Source organism: Ralstonia sp. UBA689 (assembly GCF_002298975.1).
Lineage (GTDB): Bacteria > Pseudomonadota > Gammaproteobacteria > Burkholderiales > Burkholderiaceae > Ralstonia.
The window spans coordinates 54,685-71,525 of sequence record NZ_DBMV01000038.1 but is presented as its reverse complement, the minus strand read 5'-3'; the positions used below and the strand labels follow the sequence as shown (position 1 = coordinate 71,525).

Genomic DNA, 16,841 nt, shown 5'->3' with positions numbered 1-16,841 from the left:
GCTTGGCGGGAGCGACGCGGGCGTCAGGCAAAGCCGGGGGTGCGCAAGGCGGTCGACGCGTTGGCCGCGGCGGCGGGTGCCGGCAAAGCCAGTGCGCTCAGTTTCTGGCGGGCTGTACCGGCCATGGCCGTAGGTCCGGCATGCACGGCGTTACTGGCCTGCTGTACGACTTGCGCGAAGCGCATGGCTTCGTCGACGGCAGACTGAAGGTCGGCCAGAGTACCGGACCCGCCTTGTAGGGTGGGCTGGGTATCGGGCAGTGCATGGGTAGCAACGTGGCTGGACGGCGCCCAGGTGTCGACCTTGTCAGCGCCAAAGGTGACCTTGGCCGGGCCCGGAGAAATCCCAGCGACGGCTGCGAAGCCCTTGGCGTTGAGTACGCCCTTGACCACTTTGCCCAATGCGTCTTCGACGGTGAAGTCACCTTGCACGCCGTGTTGGTTGGTGTAGCTGTGCGTCAGCTCCAGGTTGCCCTGCGCAGGTTTGGGGTCCCCCGGGAACTGGGCAGCCTGCCTGGTGCCGGTCGTGACGGTGTAACTGCCGGTGTGAATCGTGTACGCCGCCGGTGTCTTGTGGGTAATGCCGCCCGCGTTATACGTGGTGCCGCTGCCGCCACCGCTGATGACCAACTCTTCCTTGGCCGAGATGGTGATGCGATTGGCCGTGGCATTGATGCTGAGTTTGGCCAGCAGATTGATGCTGGTCCGTAGCGCGCGCAGGTCGATGTCACCGCTGAAAGCGACCAGGCGCCAGCCCAGGCTCTGGATGAAGATACGCACACCACGGCTGGCGCTGACCAGCAGTTTCTGTCCGACCGCAAGGCTGGCATGGCCGGTACTGGAGACGGCGAAATGCTCTCCGGTCGCCAGGTGGATTGACTTGGGCGTGGTGGCTTCGATGCCCGCAGGGCTGGCCAGGACCAGATGCGGGGCAGATAGCTCGGGGAAGTTGCCGGTCTCGGGGTTGGCGGCGCCATTGCCGCGAATGTCGTCGTTCTGCGCCTTGATGGCGCGGGCGACATCAGCTTGATCGCCGGCTTCCTGGGCTTCGTGCTCTTGCGCGAGTTCGGCGAAGGTTTCCTGCTGGTCGCGGGCAACGGTGAGGCGTTGGACGGTTTCGGCCAAGTCCTTGTGGTGGGCTTGGGCGTTGGGCCGGGCTTCGGTGGTGAGCAGAAGGCCATTGGCGCGCACGACGCCCTGGGCGTCGGTGCGCAACTCGAAGCCTTCGCCGCGCTTGTCTTTGCGGCCGATACCTCGTGCGATGCGGGTGATGAAGCCCAAGCTCAGCCAGGAGCTTTGATGGTCGCTCTGGAGCTGCGTTTGTATCTGGCCCTCTGTGTCATCCTGGACGAAGGTGTTGGTGCGCCCTCCGTGCAGCTCCTTGCTGACAAGGCCAGAGAGTGCATGGTGCGCGGGCAGTGGCCACTGGGGCATGTTGTCCCGGTTGGGAACACGGCCAGTGATGATGGGACAGTCCGGGTCACCGTTCAGAAAGTCGACGATGACTTCCTGCCCGATGCGGGGAATCTGAATGGCGCCAAAGCGTTCGCCCTGCCAAGGAGACGATGCACGTACCCAGCAGGAGCTATTGGCATTGCGTCGGCCGATGCGGTCCCAGTGGAATTGCACCTTGACGCGGCCGTATTCGTCGGTCCAGGTTTCCTGATTGTCTGGCCCGACGACGGTCGCGGTCTGTGGCCCCGTCGTGTGGGGCTTGGGTTGGGTGTGCTCGGGGCGGAAGAGTTCGTTGCTGGGTTGGGCGGTAAAACTGACTTCGCAATGCCATGGCTGATTCGGTCCCGACGCTTCTGGCACGTCTTCGATGAGGAGTTGCGTGCCGAGAATCAGGTATTCGCGGTTGGCCTCATCGTGAAGAAAGTGTGTGAGCTTGAAAGTGCAGCCGGACACCATGGCGCGTACGTTGCCTGCACCACTGGCGCGCCGACCGTGCTGGCGCAGGGCTTCCATGCGCAGGCGCGCTATCTGGTTGCCTTCGGCCCACGGGTCATTGCCCGTGGTGGGCTGGCTGTGGTCGCCAGGCCATTCGCGCACTTCGGCGTTGGCGTGGGCCGTCTCCAATGGATCGGATGACTGTACCGTGAGGTCTGCGGTGGGCTTCACGAAGTCGTAGTCGGTGGCGGTCCATCGGCCGGACACGACTTTGTCGTGCAGCTCGAAGGCGTGCAGGTGCTCTTCGTCGATGCGGTCCGCTGACGGCTGCCAGCGGATGACTTGATACGCCGGGCTGGCGAACGGCGCGAAGGCGCCGTTGCCGTCGGTCAATACCAAGCGGTGCTTGCCGTTACTGTGCTCAATGTGCCAGGAGATGCCCCACTCTTGCGTGAGACGCTGGAAGAACTCGAAATCACTCTCGTTGTATTGGGCTTGGTACTCGCGCCTGGGGTAGCGCACAGCGTCCAGGCGACGCTCGACGGGAAAAACGTAAGCGTCAAGTAGGGTGTCGAGAATCTCGACGACGGTTTGTTGCTGAAAGATGCGCGTATCACGGTTCAGCGTTGCCAGCCAGAGCCAGGGGCGCAGGGTGAGGCGGTACTTGATTTGGCGGCCTTCTGGAATCGGGCCATGTATATCCGTGACGATACCGGTGATTTCGCGCTTGCCGGCGCCCATCCCTCCATCCAGCCCCGTGCCATTGCCGTCAAGCGCGATGGCAATCGTGAGTTCTTGGCCGCGCAGTGCGTTCGTGTCGAGATTGGCGGCCGGACCGTATAGTGCGTTGCGGTCGTCCGGGGTCTTGAGTTCGAGTTGGTACTCGAACAACTCGCACAAGCGCTCGGCGCCCGTCAGCTTGGAGAACACCAGGGCGGGCTCGCCCATGATGTCGGGCAGACCACTGCCCGTGACGGATACCGTGCGGGCGCTCGGGAGGGAGGGAAGGTTGCCCATGGGCGGCGTTCCAGCGAGAGTCATGGAATCCGCGCATGGCAACAACCTAACCGGCAGCCAACGCGGGGGAGCCAATAAGGCTAGCTTGCACGGTCCCCGCTTTCTATCGACCCAACAAGAGTTCACATATTGGCTGCGAGCCGACCGAACACCACCGAATGCGCTCGCATTGCATGTCCCGATGCAATGTTGGTTTACAGGCGGTTCTACGCCACGGGCGATTTCGATGAGATGGAAATCTGTTCTCTCTGGAAAGAGATTGTCGGCGCATCGCAGCGCGGCATGGAGGGCGATCTCGCCTTACTCCTCACTGTTGATGACTACATCAAGACATTCGCAACAACGAGTGCATAGAGACACGGGCAAGCGCATCGCAAATTAAGAATCTGCCGATTTCTCCATGCGCAGGCCGCCGATAGAATCGATGCTCCTTCGCACCTGCGAAGGTCTGGGTTTAGCGACCCTGTCGGGACAGTGAACATCCGTTCATTGTGTACACTCACGTCCGTTTTCAATGGCGGGCCGGGTGAGGAGACCGCAAGGTCTACTGGGTCCTGACACCAGTCGCTAACCTCGCCGTCGGGCCCGCCACCCTCGTTTAGCGACGAGGCGTGCGAGTCAATGATCGATGTGTCGTCAGGAGACGTCATGGCCATCCAGCAAAGCGGGCTTCGCCCCGCGTCGTTCCCCTCTCCTCCGCCAACCTCGCCCGTGTACCAAGCCGGCGCTCTGCGCGCGAAGCGGTTTCTGCGGATCACGCAGCGCACGCTGTCTCGGCATCGCACGTTTCAGCCAGTGCTTTTGCGCGAGACGCTGGATTACGTGCTCTGCGCGCATCCATTGGAATATCGGGCGGGTTTTCTCGATGCCATTGGCGCGTATGTCCTACTCGCGCTGGAGGGGTGCCAGTTGAGCCCAGATACATGGGACGTGCTGGCAGACGTTGAGCGCCGGTAGGCTCAACTGCAAAGAAAACGCCCTGACTCGTGCAGGGCGTCCAAGGTTTTGTCGGCGGCTTCAGTCCACCGTCGCCGTCCGGCATATCGGCAGCTACGGGCGCAGCCCGAACAAACCATGCCAGAACGACTCGAAGGCGCTGGGGTGCCGCCGGGGCGACGCCGCCTCGTCAGGCTTTGAATCCGGTGCTTCGTCGGGCGTCGGGACAGCCTCGGTGTCAGGCGCGTCTGCAGCGGTCTCATTCGCCCGCCGCGCTTCCTGCAACGCCCATGCGCTGTTCGCGATGCGCAGCTCTGTTTCGCAGTCCCGGCCGAGCAGCACGCCGAAGAGGATGTCCCGGTTGTGGCCGTCGTTGGCAAAGCGCATCGCGATGGCGACCATCTTTTCGTAGTGTTCCTGCGCAATGCGCTCACGCTCGCGTTGCGCTGCTTGCTCCTGTGCTTCCTGCGCCTCGCGCTCGGCCTGCCAGCGCTGCATCTCCTGCGCGAATACCTCGTCGTAGACCCGGCACTGTTCGGCATCGGAGAGGATGGCGTAGGCCTCGCGGATCTCCTGGAACGCCGTGTATGCCTCGGCCTCGCGGCCAGGATTGCGGTCGGGGTGCCACTTCATCGCGGCGCGGCGGTAGGTGCGCTCGATTTCGTCCAGGGTGGCGTCCGGTTGCACGCCGAGGGTCGCGTAGATGGTCGTCATGAGCGGTGGGGCGGCTGCCGGGGGAGCGGCCATCCTAGCATGTGGTCGTTTCTCCCTTGAGGCGGGTTTTCCGGTCATGGCCGTTTTGGGGCATGTCGGCCAACAACCAAGCAAAACGCCCTGAGCAGGTCAGGGCGTCCAAGGCTATCGCTGGCAGCTTCATACCACCGTCAACGTCCCATTCATCGTCTCGTGCCCTGAGCCGCAGAAGATGTCGCACAGGAAGTCGAATGTGCCGGTGCGGTCTGGCGTAAGCGCCAGTCGTGCCGTCTGGCCCGGCACTACGTCGGCGCGCACATGAAAATCCGGAATCGAGAAGCCCATCAGGATGTCCTGCCCGGTCAGCTCGAACACCACGGGCACGCCGCGCTTGAGCGTGATCTGATCCGGCGTGAAGGTAAATTTGCGCGCGTGCACGCGAATGACCTGTGGCCCTTCGCCGTGCGCAACGCAGGCCAGCGCGGCGCCGGCCGCGAGCACGGTGAACTGACGCAGCGCCAGGCGCCGCTCGCGGTCGTGAGCAATGGTCAGGTTCATGATCAGGTGGTCTCCGGGGTTGTTGCGGGGGCGGGGGCATCGGCACCGCTGTTGACCTGGATGGGCTGTTCGGCCAGCGCCCAGGTGGCGGTGTCCTGCATGCCGTGTTCGGTGATGCTGCGCCAGCCCAGGCCGCGATAAGGCTGTGCGGCATCCCACGGGAGCGGGTCGCGCTTCGGTTGCGAGCCCGGCGCTGGCAGCGGGAACATCAGCGAGCGCGCGGAGTGGTGCGCAATGTGCCCAGTCATGTGGTGATGTTCCTGATGGATGTGCCCGTAGAACACCGTGACGTTGGGGTGCGGCATGAGCAGGTCGACGACCTGCTGGCCGTCGCGCGTGGCCCAGTCCCATTGCGGGTACAGGTCGAACAGCGGCCGATGCGTGAACACCACGATGGGCGTGTGCGCCGGCACCGAGCGGATGTCCGCCGCCAGCCATGCCAGTTGCGCTTCGCCCACTTGCGCGCGCGGGTCCGAGACGTTGTCGATGGCGATGAAGTGCACGCCCTTGTGATCGAACGCGTAGTGCGTGCGGCCAAACAGCTCGCTGTAGACGGCACCGTTGTCGAGCGATGCATCGTGCTCGCCCGGGATGTAATGCACCACCGGCACCTTGAGCTGCGCGGCAATGTCGCGGAATTCCGCCAGGCGGCGCCGCCGTTCGTCGACGTTCTCGGTGATGTGGGTCAGGTCGCCCGTGAACACCACAAAATCCGGCGCTGGCGACAGGGCGTTCACCGCCGCAATCGCCTTGGGCAGCGTGCCGCGCGCATCCGGATTGGGCGCACCCTTGAAGCCCCAGTGACAGTCCGAGAGCTGAACGAAATAGAAGTCATCAGGCGCGCCGCCCGCTGCACGCGCGGTGGCCGCCATCGCTTGCCAGCCGCGCAGGCCGGAGGCGTACACCAGCCCGCCCACCGCTGCCAGTTGCATAAACTGGCGTCGCCCGGGTTGCTTGATCATGGGAATCCCCTGCAGTCAGGTTTGTGATTCCGCCTGGGCGCAATGTCGCAATATGCGCGCGTGGGGCGGTCCTGCCTGTCATACCGGGTGGGCGGCCCGGTTATTCCATGAAATTCGCGCAACTTCGCATGCGGGCGATTTTTTCTTGCGGACGGGAATAAACTGGATTGCCTCGCGGTATACGAGGCAACCCCACCTTCCGGCTGCCATGGCAGACCCCTCCGATTCGACCACCGACCTGCCCGACGATGCGCAGCGCTTTGCGCAGGCCGTGCTGCCGCATGTCGATGCCGCCTACAACCTGGCGCGCTGGCTTTCGGGCGACGCGCAGGACGCCGACGACATCGTCCAGGAAGCCTGCCTGCGCGCGTTCCGGTTGTTCGGCGGGTTTCGCGGCGGCGATGGGCGGCCGTGGTTGCTGGCCATCGTGCGCAACACGTGGTTTTCGGAATGCGCGCGCCGCAAGCAGGCACCTGCCCAGCCGTGGCAGGACGACGCCGAAACCGCTGCCGACACGCGTGGCGACGACGGGGCCGCCTATGGCGTCGATCCGGCCGCCTTGCTTGCCCGCATCGACGACGTGCGCCGCGTGCAGGCGGCGCTGGCGCAACTGCCGGTGCCGTATCGCGAGGTGATCGTGCTGCGTGAACTAGAAGACCTGCCGTACCGCGACATTGCCGACATCGTCGACATCCCGGTCGGCACGGTCATGTCGCGGCTGGCGCGCGCCCGGCAGCAGCTTGCGCGCCTGCTGGCAGAAGACACTGCGCCGCCGCGCACCAACGTCACGCCGATTCGCTCGTCGGCGGGTGCGTCAGGCGGCGTCACCAAGGAGCACCGCGATGAACTGTGACGACATCCGCGCCTTGCTGGCCGCGCGCGCCGATGGCGAACTCGGTGCGGCCGACAGCTTGCGCATGGAGGCGCATCTGACCACCTGTGCCGCCTGCGCTGACGTTGCCGCCCGCCACGATGCCGTGGTGCGCGTGCTGCGCCAGGGTTTGCGTGCACCGGCGCTATACATGAAGGCGCCGGTTGGCCTGGCTGAACGTGTACTGCACACTGTGAAGATCGAAGCTGAGGCGCAAGCCGCTGGTGCGAGGCCCGTCCTGACGCCGGCGCCGGCAGGCCCGCAGCGCAAAGGCACGCCATCTTTCTGGCAGCGGTGGGTAGGCTGGCTGGTCACGCCCGGCCGGGGCATTGGGCTGGGCCTCGGGGCGGGTGCTCTGGCGGCCTTGGCACTTGGCGTGGGCGTGCTGGTCGGCCGGCCCGATACCGCCGGGCTTACCGCGCACGACATCACCGCCAGCCACGTGCGGGCGCTGCTGGGGGCGCGCGAGACCGATGTACTGTCGTCGGATCGCCACACGGTCAAGCCTTGGTTTAACGGCCGCATCGATTACGCGCCGCCCGTGACCGACCTGGCCGCGCAGGGCTTTCCGCTCGTCGGCGGGCGGCTGGACTACGTCGACGGCCGCCCGGTGGCGGTGCTGGTCTACCGGTCCGCACAGCATCCGGTAGACCTGTACGTGCGCCCCGAGGCGGACGGCGATACCGAGCCCGCCCTGCGCACCGAGCGCGGCTACCAACTCCTGCACTGGCGCAATGCCGGCATGGGTTACTGGGCCATCACCGACGCCTCCGCCGACGTGGTGCAAGCGTTTGCGCGTGCTGTGCGCAGCGGCTGAAACGCGTCATTTCATTCGGGCGTTTGCCGGTTGCACCGGCGCGCTGCCACACTGCCACACGCTTGCTGCTCCTTGATTGCGGTTTCCTTGGCGGGCTGGTCTAAACCCACGCCGCACGCGTGCCATTTCATTTGTCGTGGAGCAAGGACTCACCCGCATCCACGCGCAATTGCAAAGGTTTCGGTTCCGGCGGCCGTTACCTTCCTTTACTATTCATCGCAGCCTGGAAGCGTGCTTTGCGAGTCGCTTCCATGTCTTTTTTTGTTCGTTCTATAGGCTTCAAACATGGTTTCTGCGACGCCACGCATCAGCAACGCAACCCTGGCAGGCATGCTTCGCGGCGGCCGGTCCACGCTCGGCAGCCGCATCGTCTTCAGCTTTGGCGTGCTGTTCGTGCTGATGGTGATCATGGCGGCGGTCTCGTACACCCGCCTGCACGTGATCGACGAAGAAGCCCTGAGCCTGGGGCATGACTCCGTGCCAGGCTTGTATCTGTCGACGGCGCTGCGCGCGTCGACACGCAACGCCCAAGCGACGCTTGAGCGTGCCCTGTTTGTCGACGCTGACGCAGATAGCGCCCGCCGTGATCTCGATCGTGCCGCCCAGACCGTGCGCGAGCTTGACCGGCACTCGACCGCCTACGAAGCCACCATCTATCGCAACGACGACCGCCAGCGCTTCCGCATCTACCGTGCTGCCATCGACAAGTACCTGCCGATGTTCAACGAGGCCATGCAACTGGCTCGCACATCCAGGCCGGCCGCACAGGCCGTCGTGCAGCGCGCCGTGCCGGTCTGGGAGGAAGCCACGGAGTTGGCCGACAAGCTCGTCGCCGATAACCGCACTGTGGCGGACGAGTCGGCCAAGCAGATCCGCACCTCCGTGCAGAGCACCGAGGTGACGCTGGCCGTGGCGCTGGGCGTCGTATTGCTGGCCGCGCTGATGCTGGGCTACGCGCTGTACAGGGCGGTTACCGTGCCGATGGCGCGGCTGGTGGAGGTGCACGACAACATGCGCACCGGCAATTTGTCCGGGCGCCTGGACCTGGACCGCACCGACGAGTTCGGCACGCTGGAAGAGGGCTTCAACCGCATGGCCGAAGAGTTGGCGAGCCTGGTGTCGCAGGCGCAGAAGTCTTCGTTGCAGGTGACCACGTCGGTGGCCGAGATTGCCGCCACCTCCAAGGAGCAGCAGGCCACCGCCGCCGAGACCGCCGCCACCACCACCGAGATCGGCGCGACCTCGCGCGAGATCTTCGCCACCTCGCGTGACCTGCTGCGCACCATGAACGAGGTGTCCACCGTGGCTGAGCAGTCCGCCACGCTGGCCGGTGCCAGCCAGAGTGGCCTTACGCGCATGGAAGACACCATGCGCGGCGTGATGGAAGCCGCCGGCTCGGTCAACGCCAAGCTGGCGATCCTCAACGAGAAGGCGACCAACATCAACCAGGTGGTGTCGACCATTACCAAGGTGGCCGACCAGACCAACCTGCTGTCGCTCAACGCCGCCATCGAGGCCGAGAAGGCCGGCGAATACGGCCGCGGCTTTGCGGTGGTGGCCACCGAGATCCGCCGCCTGGCTGACCAGACGGCCGTCGCCACTTATGACATCGAGCAGACGGTCAAGGAGATCCAGTCCGCCGTGTCGGCCGGTGTGATGGGCATGGACAAGTTCTCGGAAGAGGTGCGGCGCGGCATGCGCGACGTGCAGCAGGTCGGCACGCAGCTCTCGCAAATCATTATGGAAGTGCAAACGCTGGCGCCGCGCTTCCAGATGGTCAACGAAGGCATGCAGACGCAGGCGACCGGTGCGGAGCAGATCACGCAGGCGCTGTCGCAGCTCTCGGAGGCCGCGCAGCAGACGGCGGAATCGCTGCGGCAGTCGTCACAGGCCATCGACGATCTGACGCTGGTCGCCAACCAACTGCGTACTGGCGTTTCGCGCTTCAAGATCGAAGCCTGACGCCCATCGGATGTTTTTGCCGTAGCGAGAATCGCCATGCTTTACCTTCTGTTCGAGCTCGATAGCGACCGCTACGCGCTCGACGTGGCGCAGATTGCCGAGGTGCTGCCGCTGATGCCGGCCAAGACGATCCCCGGCGCGCCGGCGTGGATTGCCGGCGTGGTCGAGCGGCATGGCACGCCGGTGCCCGTGATCGACGTGTCGCAACTCGCGCTCGGGCGTCCGGCGCGGCTGCTGCGGTCCACGCGCCTGGTGCTGGTGCGCTATGCCGCAGACGGACGTGACGTGCTTGATGACAATCAGGCGCCGTTGCTTGGCCTGATTGTTGAGCGCGCCACGCACACGCGCCGTATCCAGGACACACAGTTTGCCGACAGTGGCGTTGCCACGCCCAACGCACGGTGGCTTGGTCCCGTGGCCAGCCTGGACGACGGCCTGGTCCAGCGCATCGAGGTGCTGGCGATGCTCGATGCCGAGGCCCGTGCGCTGCTGTTCCCGGCCAAGGCCGCGGCCGGGCAGGCGGCCTGATCATCATGGTGGCAGTGGACCCGCGCTTCGAAGCCTGGCTCTCGCACGAGACCGGCATCGATGCGCCTTCGCTCGGCGCCAATACGCTGGAGCGCGTCGTGCTGGATCGCACGCGCACGATGCTTGCCACGCAAGGCGCGCAGACTCTGCCGGATGCGGCGTCGCTCGATGCGTACTGGCTACGCCTGAATACCTCGCCCGAAGAGCGCCAGGCGCTGATCGAAGCACTGGTGGTGCCCGAGACCTGGTTCTTTCGCGATCGCGAGGCCTTCGTCACGCTCGCGCGCCTGGCTGGCGAGAGGCTCGCGCGTGAGCCGAAGCGCGTGCTGCGTATCCTCAGCCTGCCGTGCTCCACCGGCGAGGAGCCGTATTCGGCGGCCATGGCGTTGCTCGACGCGGGTATCGACCCGGCACGCTTCACCATCGACGCCATCGACATCAGCGCGCGCGCCATCGAACTCGCCAAGCGCGCGACATACGGGCGCAATGCCTTTCGCGGACACCCGCTGGCTTTCCGTGAGCGGCATTTCACCGAGACCGAGGGCGGCTGGCAATTGCACGAGGCCGTGCGCGAGGCCGTGCGCTTCACCCAGGCCAACCTGTTCGACGCAGCGGCCGACGACGCCCCTTACGACTTCATCTTCTGCCGCAACGTGCTGATCTACTTCCACCGCGACGCGCAAGACCAGGCCATCCGCCGGCTCGATGCGCAATTGGCGGAGGACGGCATGATCTTTGTCGGCCCGGCCGAGACCGGCCTGATGATGCGCCACGCGATGAGCTCCGCGCGCATTCCGCTGGCCTTTGCCTTCCAGCGCACGCCAGCGGGCGACGCGACCGTGCGGACGGCGTTGCCGTTTCGCCTGCCGTTGCCCCCGGAGCCGACCGGCGATGCGCTGATGGGGCTACCCGGCGTTACGCTGCCCACTGTGCCGGCCCGCCCGGTTGCCGCGCGTATGCCCGCACCGAAGCTCGCACCCGCTGGCGCGGCACGCCCGCTGATCAAGCCCGCGCCGTTGATCGCCTCGTCCGAGTCCGCCGTATTGCCCGATCTGGCGGACGCGCGCCGCCTGGCCGACGCCGGCTACTTTGACGAAGCCGAGCGCGTGGCGCTGGAGATCGCCAACCTGCGCGCGCCCGAGGCGGATACGTTCTACCTGCTCGGCCTGATTGCCGACGCGCGCGGCCGGCACACCGATGCCGGCGATTTCTACCGCAAGACGCTGTACCTGGAGCCGACGCATTACGAAGCCCTGACCCACCTGGCCGCGCTGCTCGACGTGGCCGGCGATACGGTGGGCGCGCGCCAGCTCATGCTGCGCGCGGAGCGGGCGATGGCCCGCCAGGGCAGGGCGCGGCCAGCACCATCCGACACACCGGAGCACACACGAGGAACGCATGGGGCACGCCGTCCATGACCACGCGGGCGTGATCACGCTCGTCGACGACTGCTGGAACCGCATCGGCACGCGGGGAGATCAGTCCTGCCCGCGCCTGCCCAATTACACGCGCTGCCTGAACTGCCCCGTCTACGAGCAAGGCGCCGCCGCGCTGCTGGATCGCGCGCTGGACCAGGCCGATCTGGAGGCTGCCGCACAGGTCCACCGCACGGCCACGCCGCTGCGCGCGCAGGAGCACGCCGGCACGGAGCTGGCCGTGCTCGTCTTCCGCATTGCCGACGAATGGCTGGCGCTGCCTGCCACCGCGTTGCGGCAGATCGACACGCCGCGTGCCATCCATTCGCTGCCGCACCGGCGCAACCGGGTAGTGCTGGGGCTCGTCAACATTCGTGGCGCGTTGACGGTGGCCGTATCGCTTGGCGAGCTGCTGAAGCTCGACCGCTCGGGCGGCGGCAAGCACGGCGTCCGCCATGGCTACGTGCGCCTGCTGGTAGCCGCGCACCGCGATGAGCCAGCGGCCTTCCCGGTGGACGAGGTGGAGGGCGTGCTGCGCTTTCCGGCGTCCGCCCTGCTGCCGGTGCCGTCCACGCTGACCTACGCGGCTACCGCGCACGCGCGTGGTGTGCTGCCGTGGCGGGAGACCACCATCGGCTTGCTCGATGCCGACCGTGTCTTCGATTCGATTGCCCGGAGCCTGCGATGAGCACGGGTGACGACCTGGGCCGCCAATCGCTGCTCGCGCTGTTCCACGAAGAGGCGCAGACGCAGACGCGCGTGTTGTCGACCGGCCTGCTGACGCTGGAGCGTACGCCCACCGATGCCGCCGCACTGGAAGCCTGCATGCGCGCGGCCCATTCGCTCAAGGGCGCGGCGCGCATCATCGGCCTGCAGGATGGCGTGGACGTTGCGCACCGCATGGAAGAGTGGTTCGTGGCCGCCCAGCGCGGCGAACTGCTGCTGACCGCCGCGCACGTCGACGTGCTGCTGCGCGGGACTGACCTGCTGCTGCGTGTTGGCCAGCCGGACGCCGCAGGGCTCGTGCCGCGTGGCGAGATCGACGCGGTGCTGGCCGCTTTCTCCGCGCCCGGTGCCGCCGTGGCTGCGCCGGTGGCGACCATGTTTGTCGACCCGGAGCCCGCCGCCGAAGATGCAACGCTGAAGGCGGCCATGGCCTTGCTGAATGCCGAGGTGGCGGCGCTGTCAGCGCCGGTTCCGGCATCGGCCCCGACCTTGGCTGTAGCGCCGGAACCGCAACCCGAACCCATTGCTCCGGTGCCGCATCGCGCGCCCATCGGCGCCACGCGCGATCCGCACCGCATGCTGCGCGTGCGCGCCGACAACCTTGATCGCCTGTTGAGCTTGTCGGGGGAATCGTTGGTGGAATCGCGTTGGCTCAAGCCGTTCGGCGAGTCGATGCTGCGCGTCAAGCGCAGCCACCGCACGGCCACGCTGGCGCTCGATGCCTTTTACGAAACGCTGGTCGAGCGGCTCGACCCGCATGCCGACGCCGACATGTACGCCGCGCTCAACGACGTGCGCCAGATGCTCGGCCAGATGCAGCAGACGCTGGGCGAGCACATCGACGAGCTGGACCGCTTCGACCGCCGCAGCACCAACCTCGCCCAGCAGCTTTATGACGAGGCCCTGCAATGCCGCATGCGCCCGTTTGGTGATGCCACGCACGCCTACCCGCGTGTGGTGCGTGACCTGGCGCGCTCGCTGGGCAAGCGTGTGCGTTTTGCAATCGTTGGCGAGGCCACGCAGGTTGACCGCGACATCCTCGACATGCTCGACGCGCCGCTGGGCCACCTGCTGCGCAACGCCATCGACCACGGTGTGGAAGCGCCCGAGGCGCGTGAGGCACAGGGCAAGCCGGCCGAGGCCAGCGTCACGCTGGAGGCACGCCACAGCGCCGGCAAGCTGCTGATTACGGTGGCCGACGACGGCGCGGGCATCGATCTGGAAGCCGTGCGCGCAGCGGTGGTGCGGCGCGGGCTGTCGGATGCCGACACGGCCAGCCGCCTTTCCGACCATGAACTACTCGACTTCCTGCTGCTGCCGGGCTTCTCGATGCGCGAGCAGGTGACCGATCTGTCGGGCCGTGGGGTGGGGCTCGATGCCGTGCACGAGATGGTCAAGGCCGTGCGTGGCACGGTGCGCATTCATACCGAGTCCGGCCGCGGCACGCGCTTCGTGCTGCAGTTGCCGCTCACGCTGTCGGTCATCCGCAGCCTGCTGGTGGATGTGGGCGGCGAGGCGTATGCGTTTCCGCTGGCCTACGTGCGGCGCACGCTGGAGCTCGACCGCACCGGAATCGACATGCTCGAAGGGCAGCAGCACTTCGCGTTCGAGGGCCGGCCTGTGGGTCTGGTGACGGCGCATCAGTTGTTGAGTACCCAGCCGCCGGGCGCGGCGCGCGAGAGCGTGCCGGTGGTCGTCATCGGCGATGATCCGGACACCTACGGCATTGCCGTCGACCGCTTCCTGGGCGAGCGCATGCTGGTCGTGCAGCCGCTGGACGCGCGCCTGGGCAAGGTGCGCGACATTGCCGCCGGCGCGCTCATGGAGAACGGCGACGTGGTGCTGATCGTCGATGTGGACGATCTGCTGCGCTCGGTCGACAAGCTCGTGCGCGGTGGCCAGCTCGACAAGGTGCAGCGCGGCCAGGGCGCGGCCGTGCAGCACCAGAAGCACGTGCTGGTGGTGGACGACTCGCTCACCGTGCGGGAACTGGAGCGCAAGCTGCTGGAGAAACGCGGTTACGCCGTCACCGTGGCGGTGGACGGCATGGACGGCTGGAACGCCTTGCGTGGCGCGGAGTTCGATCTCGTCGTCACCGACATCGACATGCCGCGCATGGACGGTATCGAGCTGGTCACGCTCATCAAGCGCGATGCGGTGCTCAGGTCGCTGCCGGTGATGGTCGTGTCTTATAAGGATCGGGAGGAAGACCGTCGGCGTGGCCTGGAAGCCGGTGCCGACTACTACCTCGCCAAGGGCAGTTTCCACGATGAAGCGCTGCTCGACGCGGTGCGCGATCTGATTGGAGAAGCGCGGACATGAACATCGGCATCGTCAACGATATGCCGCTGGCGGTGGAAGCCATGCGCCGCACCATTGCACGCCGTCCTGAGCACCGTGTGCTGTGGGTGGCGACCGATGGAGCGCAGGCGGTGGACTTCTGCGCCGCGCAGCCGCCCGACGTGGTGCTGATGGACCTGATCATGCCGCGCTTTGACGGCGTGGAGGCGACCCGCCGCATCATGGCTTCGCGCAACCCGTGCGCCATCCTGGTGGTGACCGGCAGCGTGGGCGCCAACGCCTGGCGCGTGTACGAGGCGATGGGTGCGGGCGCGCTCGATGCCGTTGACACACCCACGCTTGGCACCGGCACCGATACCGACTGCAACCACCCGCTGCTGACCAAGATCGACCAGATCGGCCGCTTGCTGGAAAAGCCCGTCGCGCACAAGCCGCGCGAGAGCACGCCGGTGCGTGACAGCGCCGTGCCGCTGGTGGCCATCGGTGCATCTGCCGGCGGTCCGACCGCGCTGGCCACGGTACTGGGCAAGCTGCCGCCGGAGTTTGCTGCCGGTATTGCCGTGGTCCAGCACGTCGACCAGGCTTTCGCGGCCGGCATGGCCGAATGGCTGGACGGCCAGACCGCGCTCAAGGTGCGCGTGGCCGTGGAGGGCGATCGCCCGCGTGCCGGCGAAGTGCTGCTGGCGGCAACCAACGACCACATGCACGTGCTGCCTGGTGGCGCGTTCGGCTATACGCGCGAGCCTGCAAGCACGCCGTACCGGCCCTCGGTGGACGTGTTCTTTCACAGCGTGGTCGAGCACTGGCAGGGGCCGGCCATCGGCGTGCTGCTGACCGGCATGGGACGCGACGGCGCCATCGGCCTGAAGGCGATGCGCGCCAAGGGCTATCACACCATCGCGCAGGACCATGCGACCAGCGCGGTATATGGCATGCCCAAGGCTGCTGCGGCGCTGGACGCGGCGCGCGCCATCCTGCCGCTGGACCGCATTGCCGACGAATTGATGGCGCTCGTACGTACGAGCCCGCGTCAACAGACATAACCACAACATCACCACAAAACGGGGAGCGTCATGACCAACCAACCGCCCGAGATACCTGACGACGACAAGCCTTCACTCGTCGCTGAAGCTGCACTGGAAGCCGCGCGCGCCCTGCTGCGCACGCCGGCCGCTGCTGACGTACCCGTGATGGTGCTGCTGGTGGACGACCAGGCCATCGTGGCCGAGGCCGTGCGTCAGGCGCTGGCCAGCGAGGAGCGCATCGACTTTCACTACTGCGCGCGCTCCGACGAGGCGATGGTCGCCGCCATCCAGACGCGCCCGACCGTCATCCTGCAAGACCTCGTGATGCCGGGCACCGACGGCCTGACGCTGGTGCGTGACTATCGCGCCAACCCGGTGCTGCGCGACGTGCCCATCATCGTGCTGTCGACCAAGGAGGAGCCCGTCATCAAGAGCGCCGCCTTTGCCGCCGGGGCCAACGACTACCTCGTCAAGCTGCCGGACCGCATCGAGCTGCTGGCGCGCATCCGCTACCACTCGCGCTCCTATGTCAACCTGCTGCAGCGCGACGCGGCTTACCGCGCGCTGCGCCAGTCGCAGCAGCAGTTGCTGGAGGCCAACCTGGAGCTGCGCCGCCTGACCAACTCCGATGGCCTGACGGGCCTGGCCAACCGCCGCTATCTCGACGAATACCTGAACGCTGAATGGCGGCGCGGCGCGCGAGAGGGTACGACGCTGTCGCTCCTGATGATCGACGTCGACAACTTCAAGCTCTACAACGACAACTACGGCCACGTGGCCGGTGACGAGGTCCTGAAGCGCATCGGCAGCACGGTCGAGGGGTGCCTGGGCCGGCCAGGCGACCTGGCAGCGCGCTTTGGCGGCGAGGAGTTTGCCGTGGTGCTGCCCGGCACCAGCCCCGAGGGGCTGAAGGTGCTGGCAGAGAAGATTCGCAGTGCCATCGAAGCGCTGCAGGTGCCGCATGCGCATTCGCCCACGGCTGCCCACGTGACGGCCAGCATCGGGGGCGCGGTGCTGGCGCCGCAGCCGGATATGCCGACCACCTCCCTGATCGAAGCGGCCGACCTGGCGCTGTACCGGGCCAAGCACGAGGGCAAGAACCGGACGGTGGTCGGTGCGGGGGCCAGCCGGGGCGCTTAAG

The 16,841-nt window shown here is 66.5% G+C and carries 14 protein-coding genes; 10 read left to right on the top strand and 4 right to left on the bottom strand.

The features are described 5' to 3' along the window. Positions 1-23: 23 nt before the first annotated feature. Positions 24-2,930: a type VI secretion system Vgr family protein gene (locus tag B4F51_RS18080; RefSeq protein WP_296227818.1), complete on the bottom strand. Its 2,907-nt coding sequence runs from the start codon at positions 2,928-2,930 to the stop codon at positions 24-26. A gap of 624 nt (positions 2,931-3,554) precedes the next feature. Between B4F51_RS18080 and B4F51_RS18075 the strand changes: the two genes are divergently transcribed. Then, on the top strand, positions 3,555-3,863 hold the full coding sequence (locus B4F51_RS18075) for a hypothetical protein (protein ID WP_296227815.1): 309 nt from the start codon (positions 3,555-3,557) through the stop codon (positions 3,861-3,863). Between the two features lie 93 nt (positions 3,864-3,956). Here B4F51_RS18075 and B4F51_RS18070 read toward each other — a convergent pair whose 3' ends face one another. From B4F51_RS18070 to B4F51_RS18060, 3 genes are all read right to left on the bottom strand, one after another. Continuing rightward, entirely contained in the window at positions 3,957-4,556 is a 600-nt protein-coding gene (locus B4F51_RS18070) for a J domain-containing protein (RefSeq protein WP_296227813.1), read from the bottom strand. A gap of 159 nt (positions 4,557-4,715) precedes the next feature. After that, on the bottom strand, positions 4,716-5,093 hold the full coding sequence (locus B4F51_RS18065; protein WP_296227809.1) for a cupredoxin domain-containing protein: 378 nt from the start codon (positions 5,091-5,093) through the stop codon (positions 4,716-4,718). A 2-nt stretch (positions 5,094-5,095) separates the two neighbouring features. Beyond that, complete coding sequence (locus B4F51_RS18060) at positions 5,096-6,055, bottom strand: metallophosphoesterase family protein (RefSeq protein WP_296227807.1); 960 nt, start codon at positions 6,053-6,055, stop codon at positions 5,096-5,098. Between the two features lie 208 nt (positions 6,056-6,263). Between B4F51_RS18060 and B4F51_RS18055 the strand changes: the two genes are divergently transcribed. The 9 genes from B4F51_RS18055 (at position 6,264) to B4F51_RS18015 (ending at position 16,840) form a co-directional block, all read left to right on the top strand. Next, entirely contained in the window at positions 6,264-6,908 is a 645-nt protein-coding gene (locus tag B4F51_RS18055) for an RNA polymerase sigma factor (RefSeq protein WP_296227804.1), read from the top strand. Next, positions 6,898-7,743 carry an anti-sigma factor family protein gene (locus B4F51_RS18050; protein ID WP_296227802.1) on the top strand — a complete coding sequence of 282 codons (846 nt, stop codon included), beginning with the start codon at positions 6,898-6,900 and terminating at the stop codon, positions 7,741-7,743. The genes B4F51_RS18055 and B4F51_RS18050 overlap by 11 nt, the downstream gene beginning before the upstream one ends. A 285-nt stretch (positions 7,744-8,028) precedes the next feature. Continuing rightward, complete coding sequence (locus B4F51_RS18045) at positions 8,029-9,705, top strand: methyl-accepting chemotaxis protein (protein WP_296227800.1); 1,677 nt, start codon at positions 8,029-8,031, stop codon at positions 9,703-9,705. Between the two features lie 36 nt (positions 9,706-9,741). Beyond that, positions 9,742-10,233 (top strand): chemotaxis protein CheW, encoded by a 492-nt coding sequence (locus B4F51_RS18040; RefSeq protein ID WP_296227797.1) that lies wholly within the window; start codon positions 9,742-9,744, stop codon positions 10,231-10,233. A 5-nt stretch (positions 10,234-10,238) separates the two neighbouring features. Continuing rightward, the gene (locus B4F51_RS18035; RefSeq protein WP_296227796.1) at positions 10,239-11,651 is read left to right on the top strand and encodes a CheR family methyltransferase; all 1,413 of its coding nucleotides are present in this window, start codon (positions 10,239-10,241) and stop codon (positions 11,649-11,651) included. Next, on the top strand, positions 11,632-12,336 hold the full coding sequence (locus tag B4F51_RS18030; protein WP_296227794.1) for a chemotaxis protein CheW: 705 nt from the start codon (positions 11,632-11,634) through the stop codon (positions 12,334-12,336). Before B4F51_RS18035 ends, B4F51_RS18030 begins: the two co-directional genes overlap by 20 nt. After that, positions 12,333-14,696: a hybrid sensor histidine kinase/response regulator gene (locus tag B4F51_RS18025; RefSeq protein WP_296227792.1), complete on the top strand. Its 2,364-nt coding sequence runs from the start codon at positions 12,333-12,335 to the stop codon at positions 14,694-14,696. The genes B4F51_RS18030 and B4F51_RS18025 overlap by 4 nt, the downstream gene beginning before the upstream one ends. Next, a complete protein-coding gene (locus B4F51_RS18020; protein WP_296227790.1) occupies positions 14,693-15,718 on the top strand; it encodes a chemotaxis response regulator protein-glutamate methylesterase in 1,026 nt (341 codons plus the stop codon). The genes B4F51_RS18025 and B4F51_RS18020 overlap by 4 nt, the downstream gene beginning before the upstream one ends. 30 nt (positions 15,719-15,748) lie before the next feature. Next, on the top strand, positions 15,749-16,840 hold the full coding sequence (locus tag B4F51_RS18015) for a diguanylate cyclase domain-containing protein (protein ID WP_296227789.1): 1,092 nt from the start codon (positions 15,749-15,751) through the stop codon (positions 16,838-16,840). Position 16,841: the final 1 nt, after the last annotated feature.

What these genes read in the sequence shown, in the direction of transcription:
- B4F51_RS18030 (WP_296227794.1), top strand. Translation starts at nt 11,632, where the DNA reads ATGGGGCACGCCGTCCATGACCACGCGGGCGTGATCACGCTCGTCGAC.
- B4F51_RS18060 (WP_296227807.1), bottom strand. Translation starts at nt 6,055, where the DNA reads ATGATCAAGCAACCCGGGCGACGCCAGTTTATGCAACTGGCAGCGGTG.
- B4F51_RS18045 (WP_296227800.1), top strand. Translation starts at nt 8,029, where the DNA reads ATGGTTTCTGCGACGCCACGCATCAGCAACGCAACCCTGGCAGGCATG.
- B4F51_RS18075 (WP_296227815.1), top strand. Translation starts at nt 3,555, where the DNA reads ATGGCCATCCAGCAAAGCGGGCTTCGCCCCGCGTCGTTCCCCTCTCCT.
- B4F51_RS18055 (WP_296227804.1), top strand. Translation starts at nt 6,264, where the DNA reads ATGGCAGACCCCTCCGATTCGACCACCGACCTGCCCGACGATGCGCAG.
- B4F51_RS18050 (WP_296227802.1), top strand. Translation starts at nt 6,898, where the DNA reads ATGAACTGTGACGACATCCGCGCCTTGCTGGCCGCGCGCGCCGATGGC.
- B4F51_RS18035 (WP_296227796.1), top strand. Translation starts at nt 10,239, where the DNA reads ATGGTGGCAGTGGACCCGCGCTTCGAAGCCTGGCTCTCGCACGAGACC.
- B4F51_RS18015 (WP_296227789.1), top strand. Translation starts at nt 15,749, where the DNA reads ATGACCAACCAACCGCCCGAGATACCTGACGACGACAAGCCTTCACTC.
- B4F51_RS18070 (WP_296227813.1), bottom strand. Translation starts at nt 4,556, where the DNA reads ATGACGACCATCTACGCGACCCTCGGCGTGCAACCGGACGCCACCCTG.
- B4F51_RS18040 (WP_296227797.1), top strand. Translation starts at nt 9,742, where the DNA reads ATGCTTTACCTTCTGTTCGAGCTCGATAGCGACCGCTACGCGCTCGAC.
- B4F51_RS18025 (WP_296227792.1), top strand. Translation starts at nt 12,333, where the DNA reads ATGAGCACGGGTGACGACCTGGGCCGCCAATCGCTGCTCGCGCTGTTC.
- B4F51_RS18020 (WP_296227790.1), top strand. Translation starts at nt 14,693, where the DNA reads ATGAACATCGGCATCGTCAACGATATGCCGCTGGCGGTGGAAGCCATG.
- B4F51_RS18065 (WP_296227809.1), bottom strand. Translation starts at nt 5,093, where the DNA reads ATGAACCTGACCATTGCTCACGACCGCGAGCGGCGCCTGGCGCTGCGT.
- B4F51_RS18080 (WP_296227818.1), bottom strand. Translation starts at nt 2,930, where the DNA reads ATGACTCTCGCTGGAACGCCGCCCATGGGCAACCTTCCCTCCCTCCCG.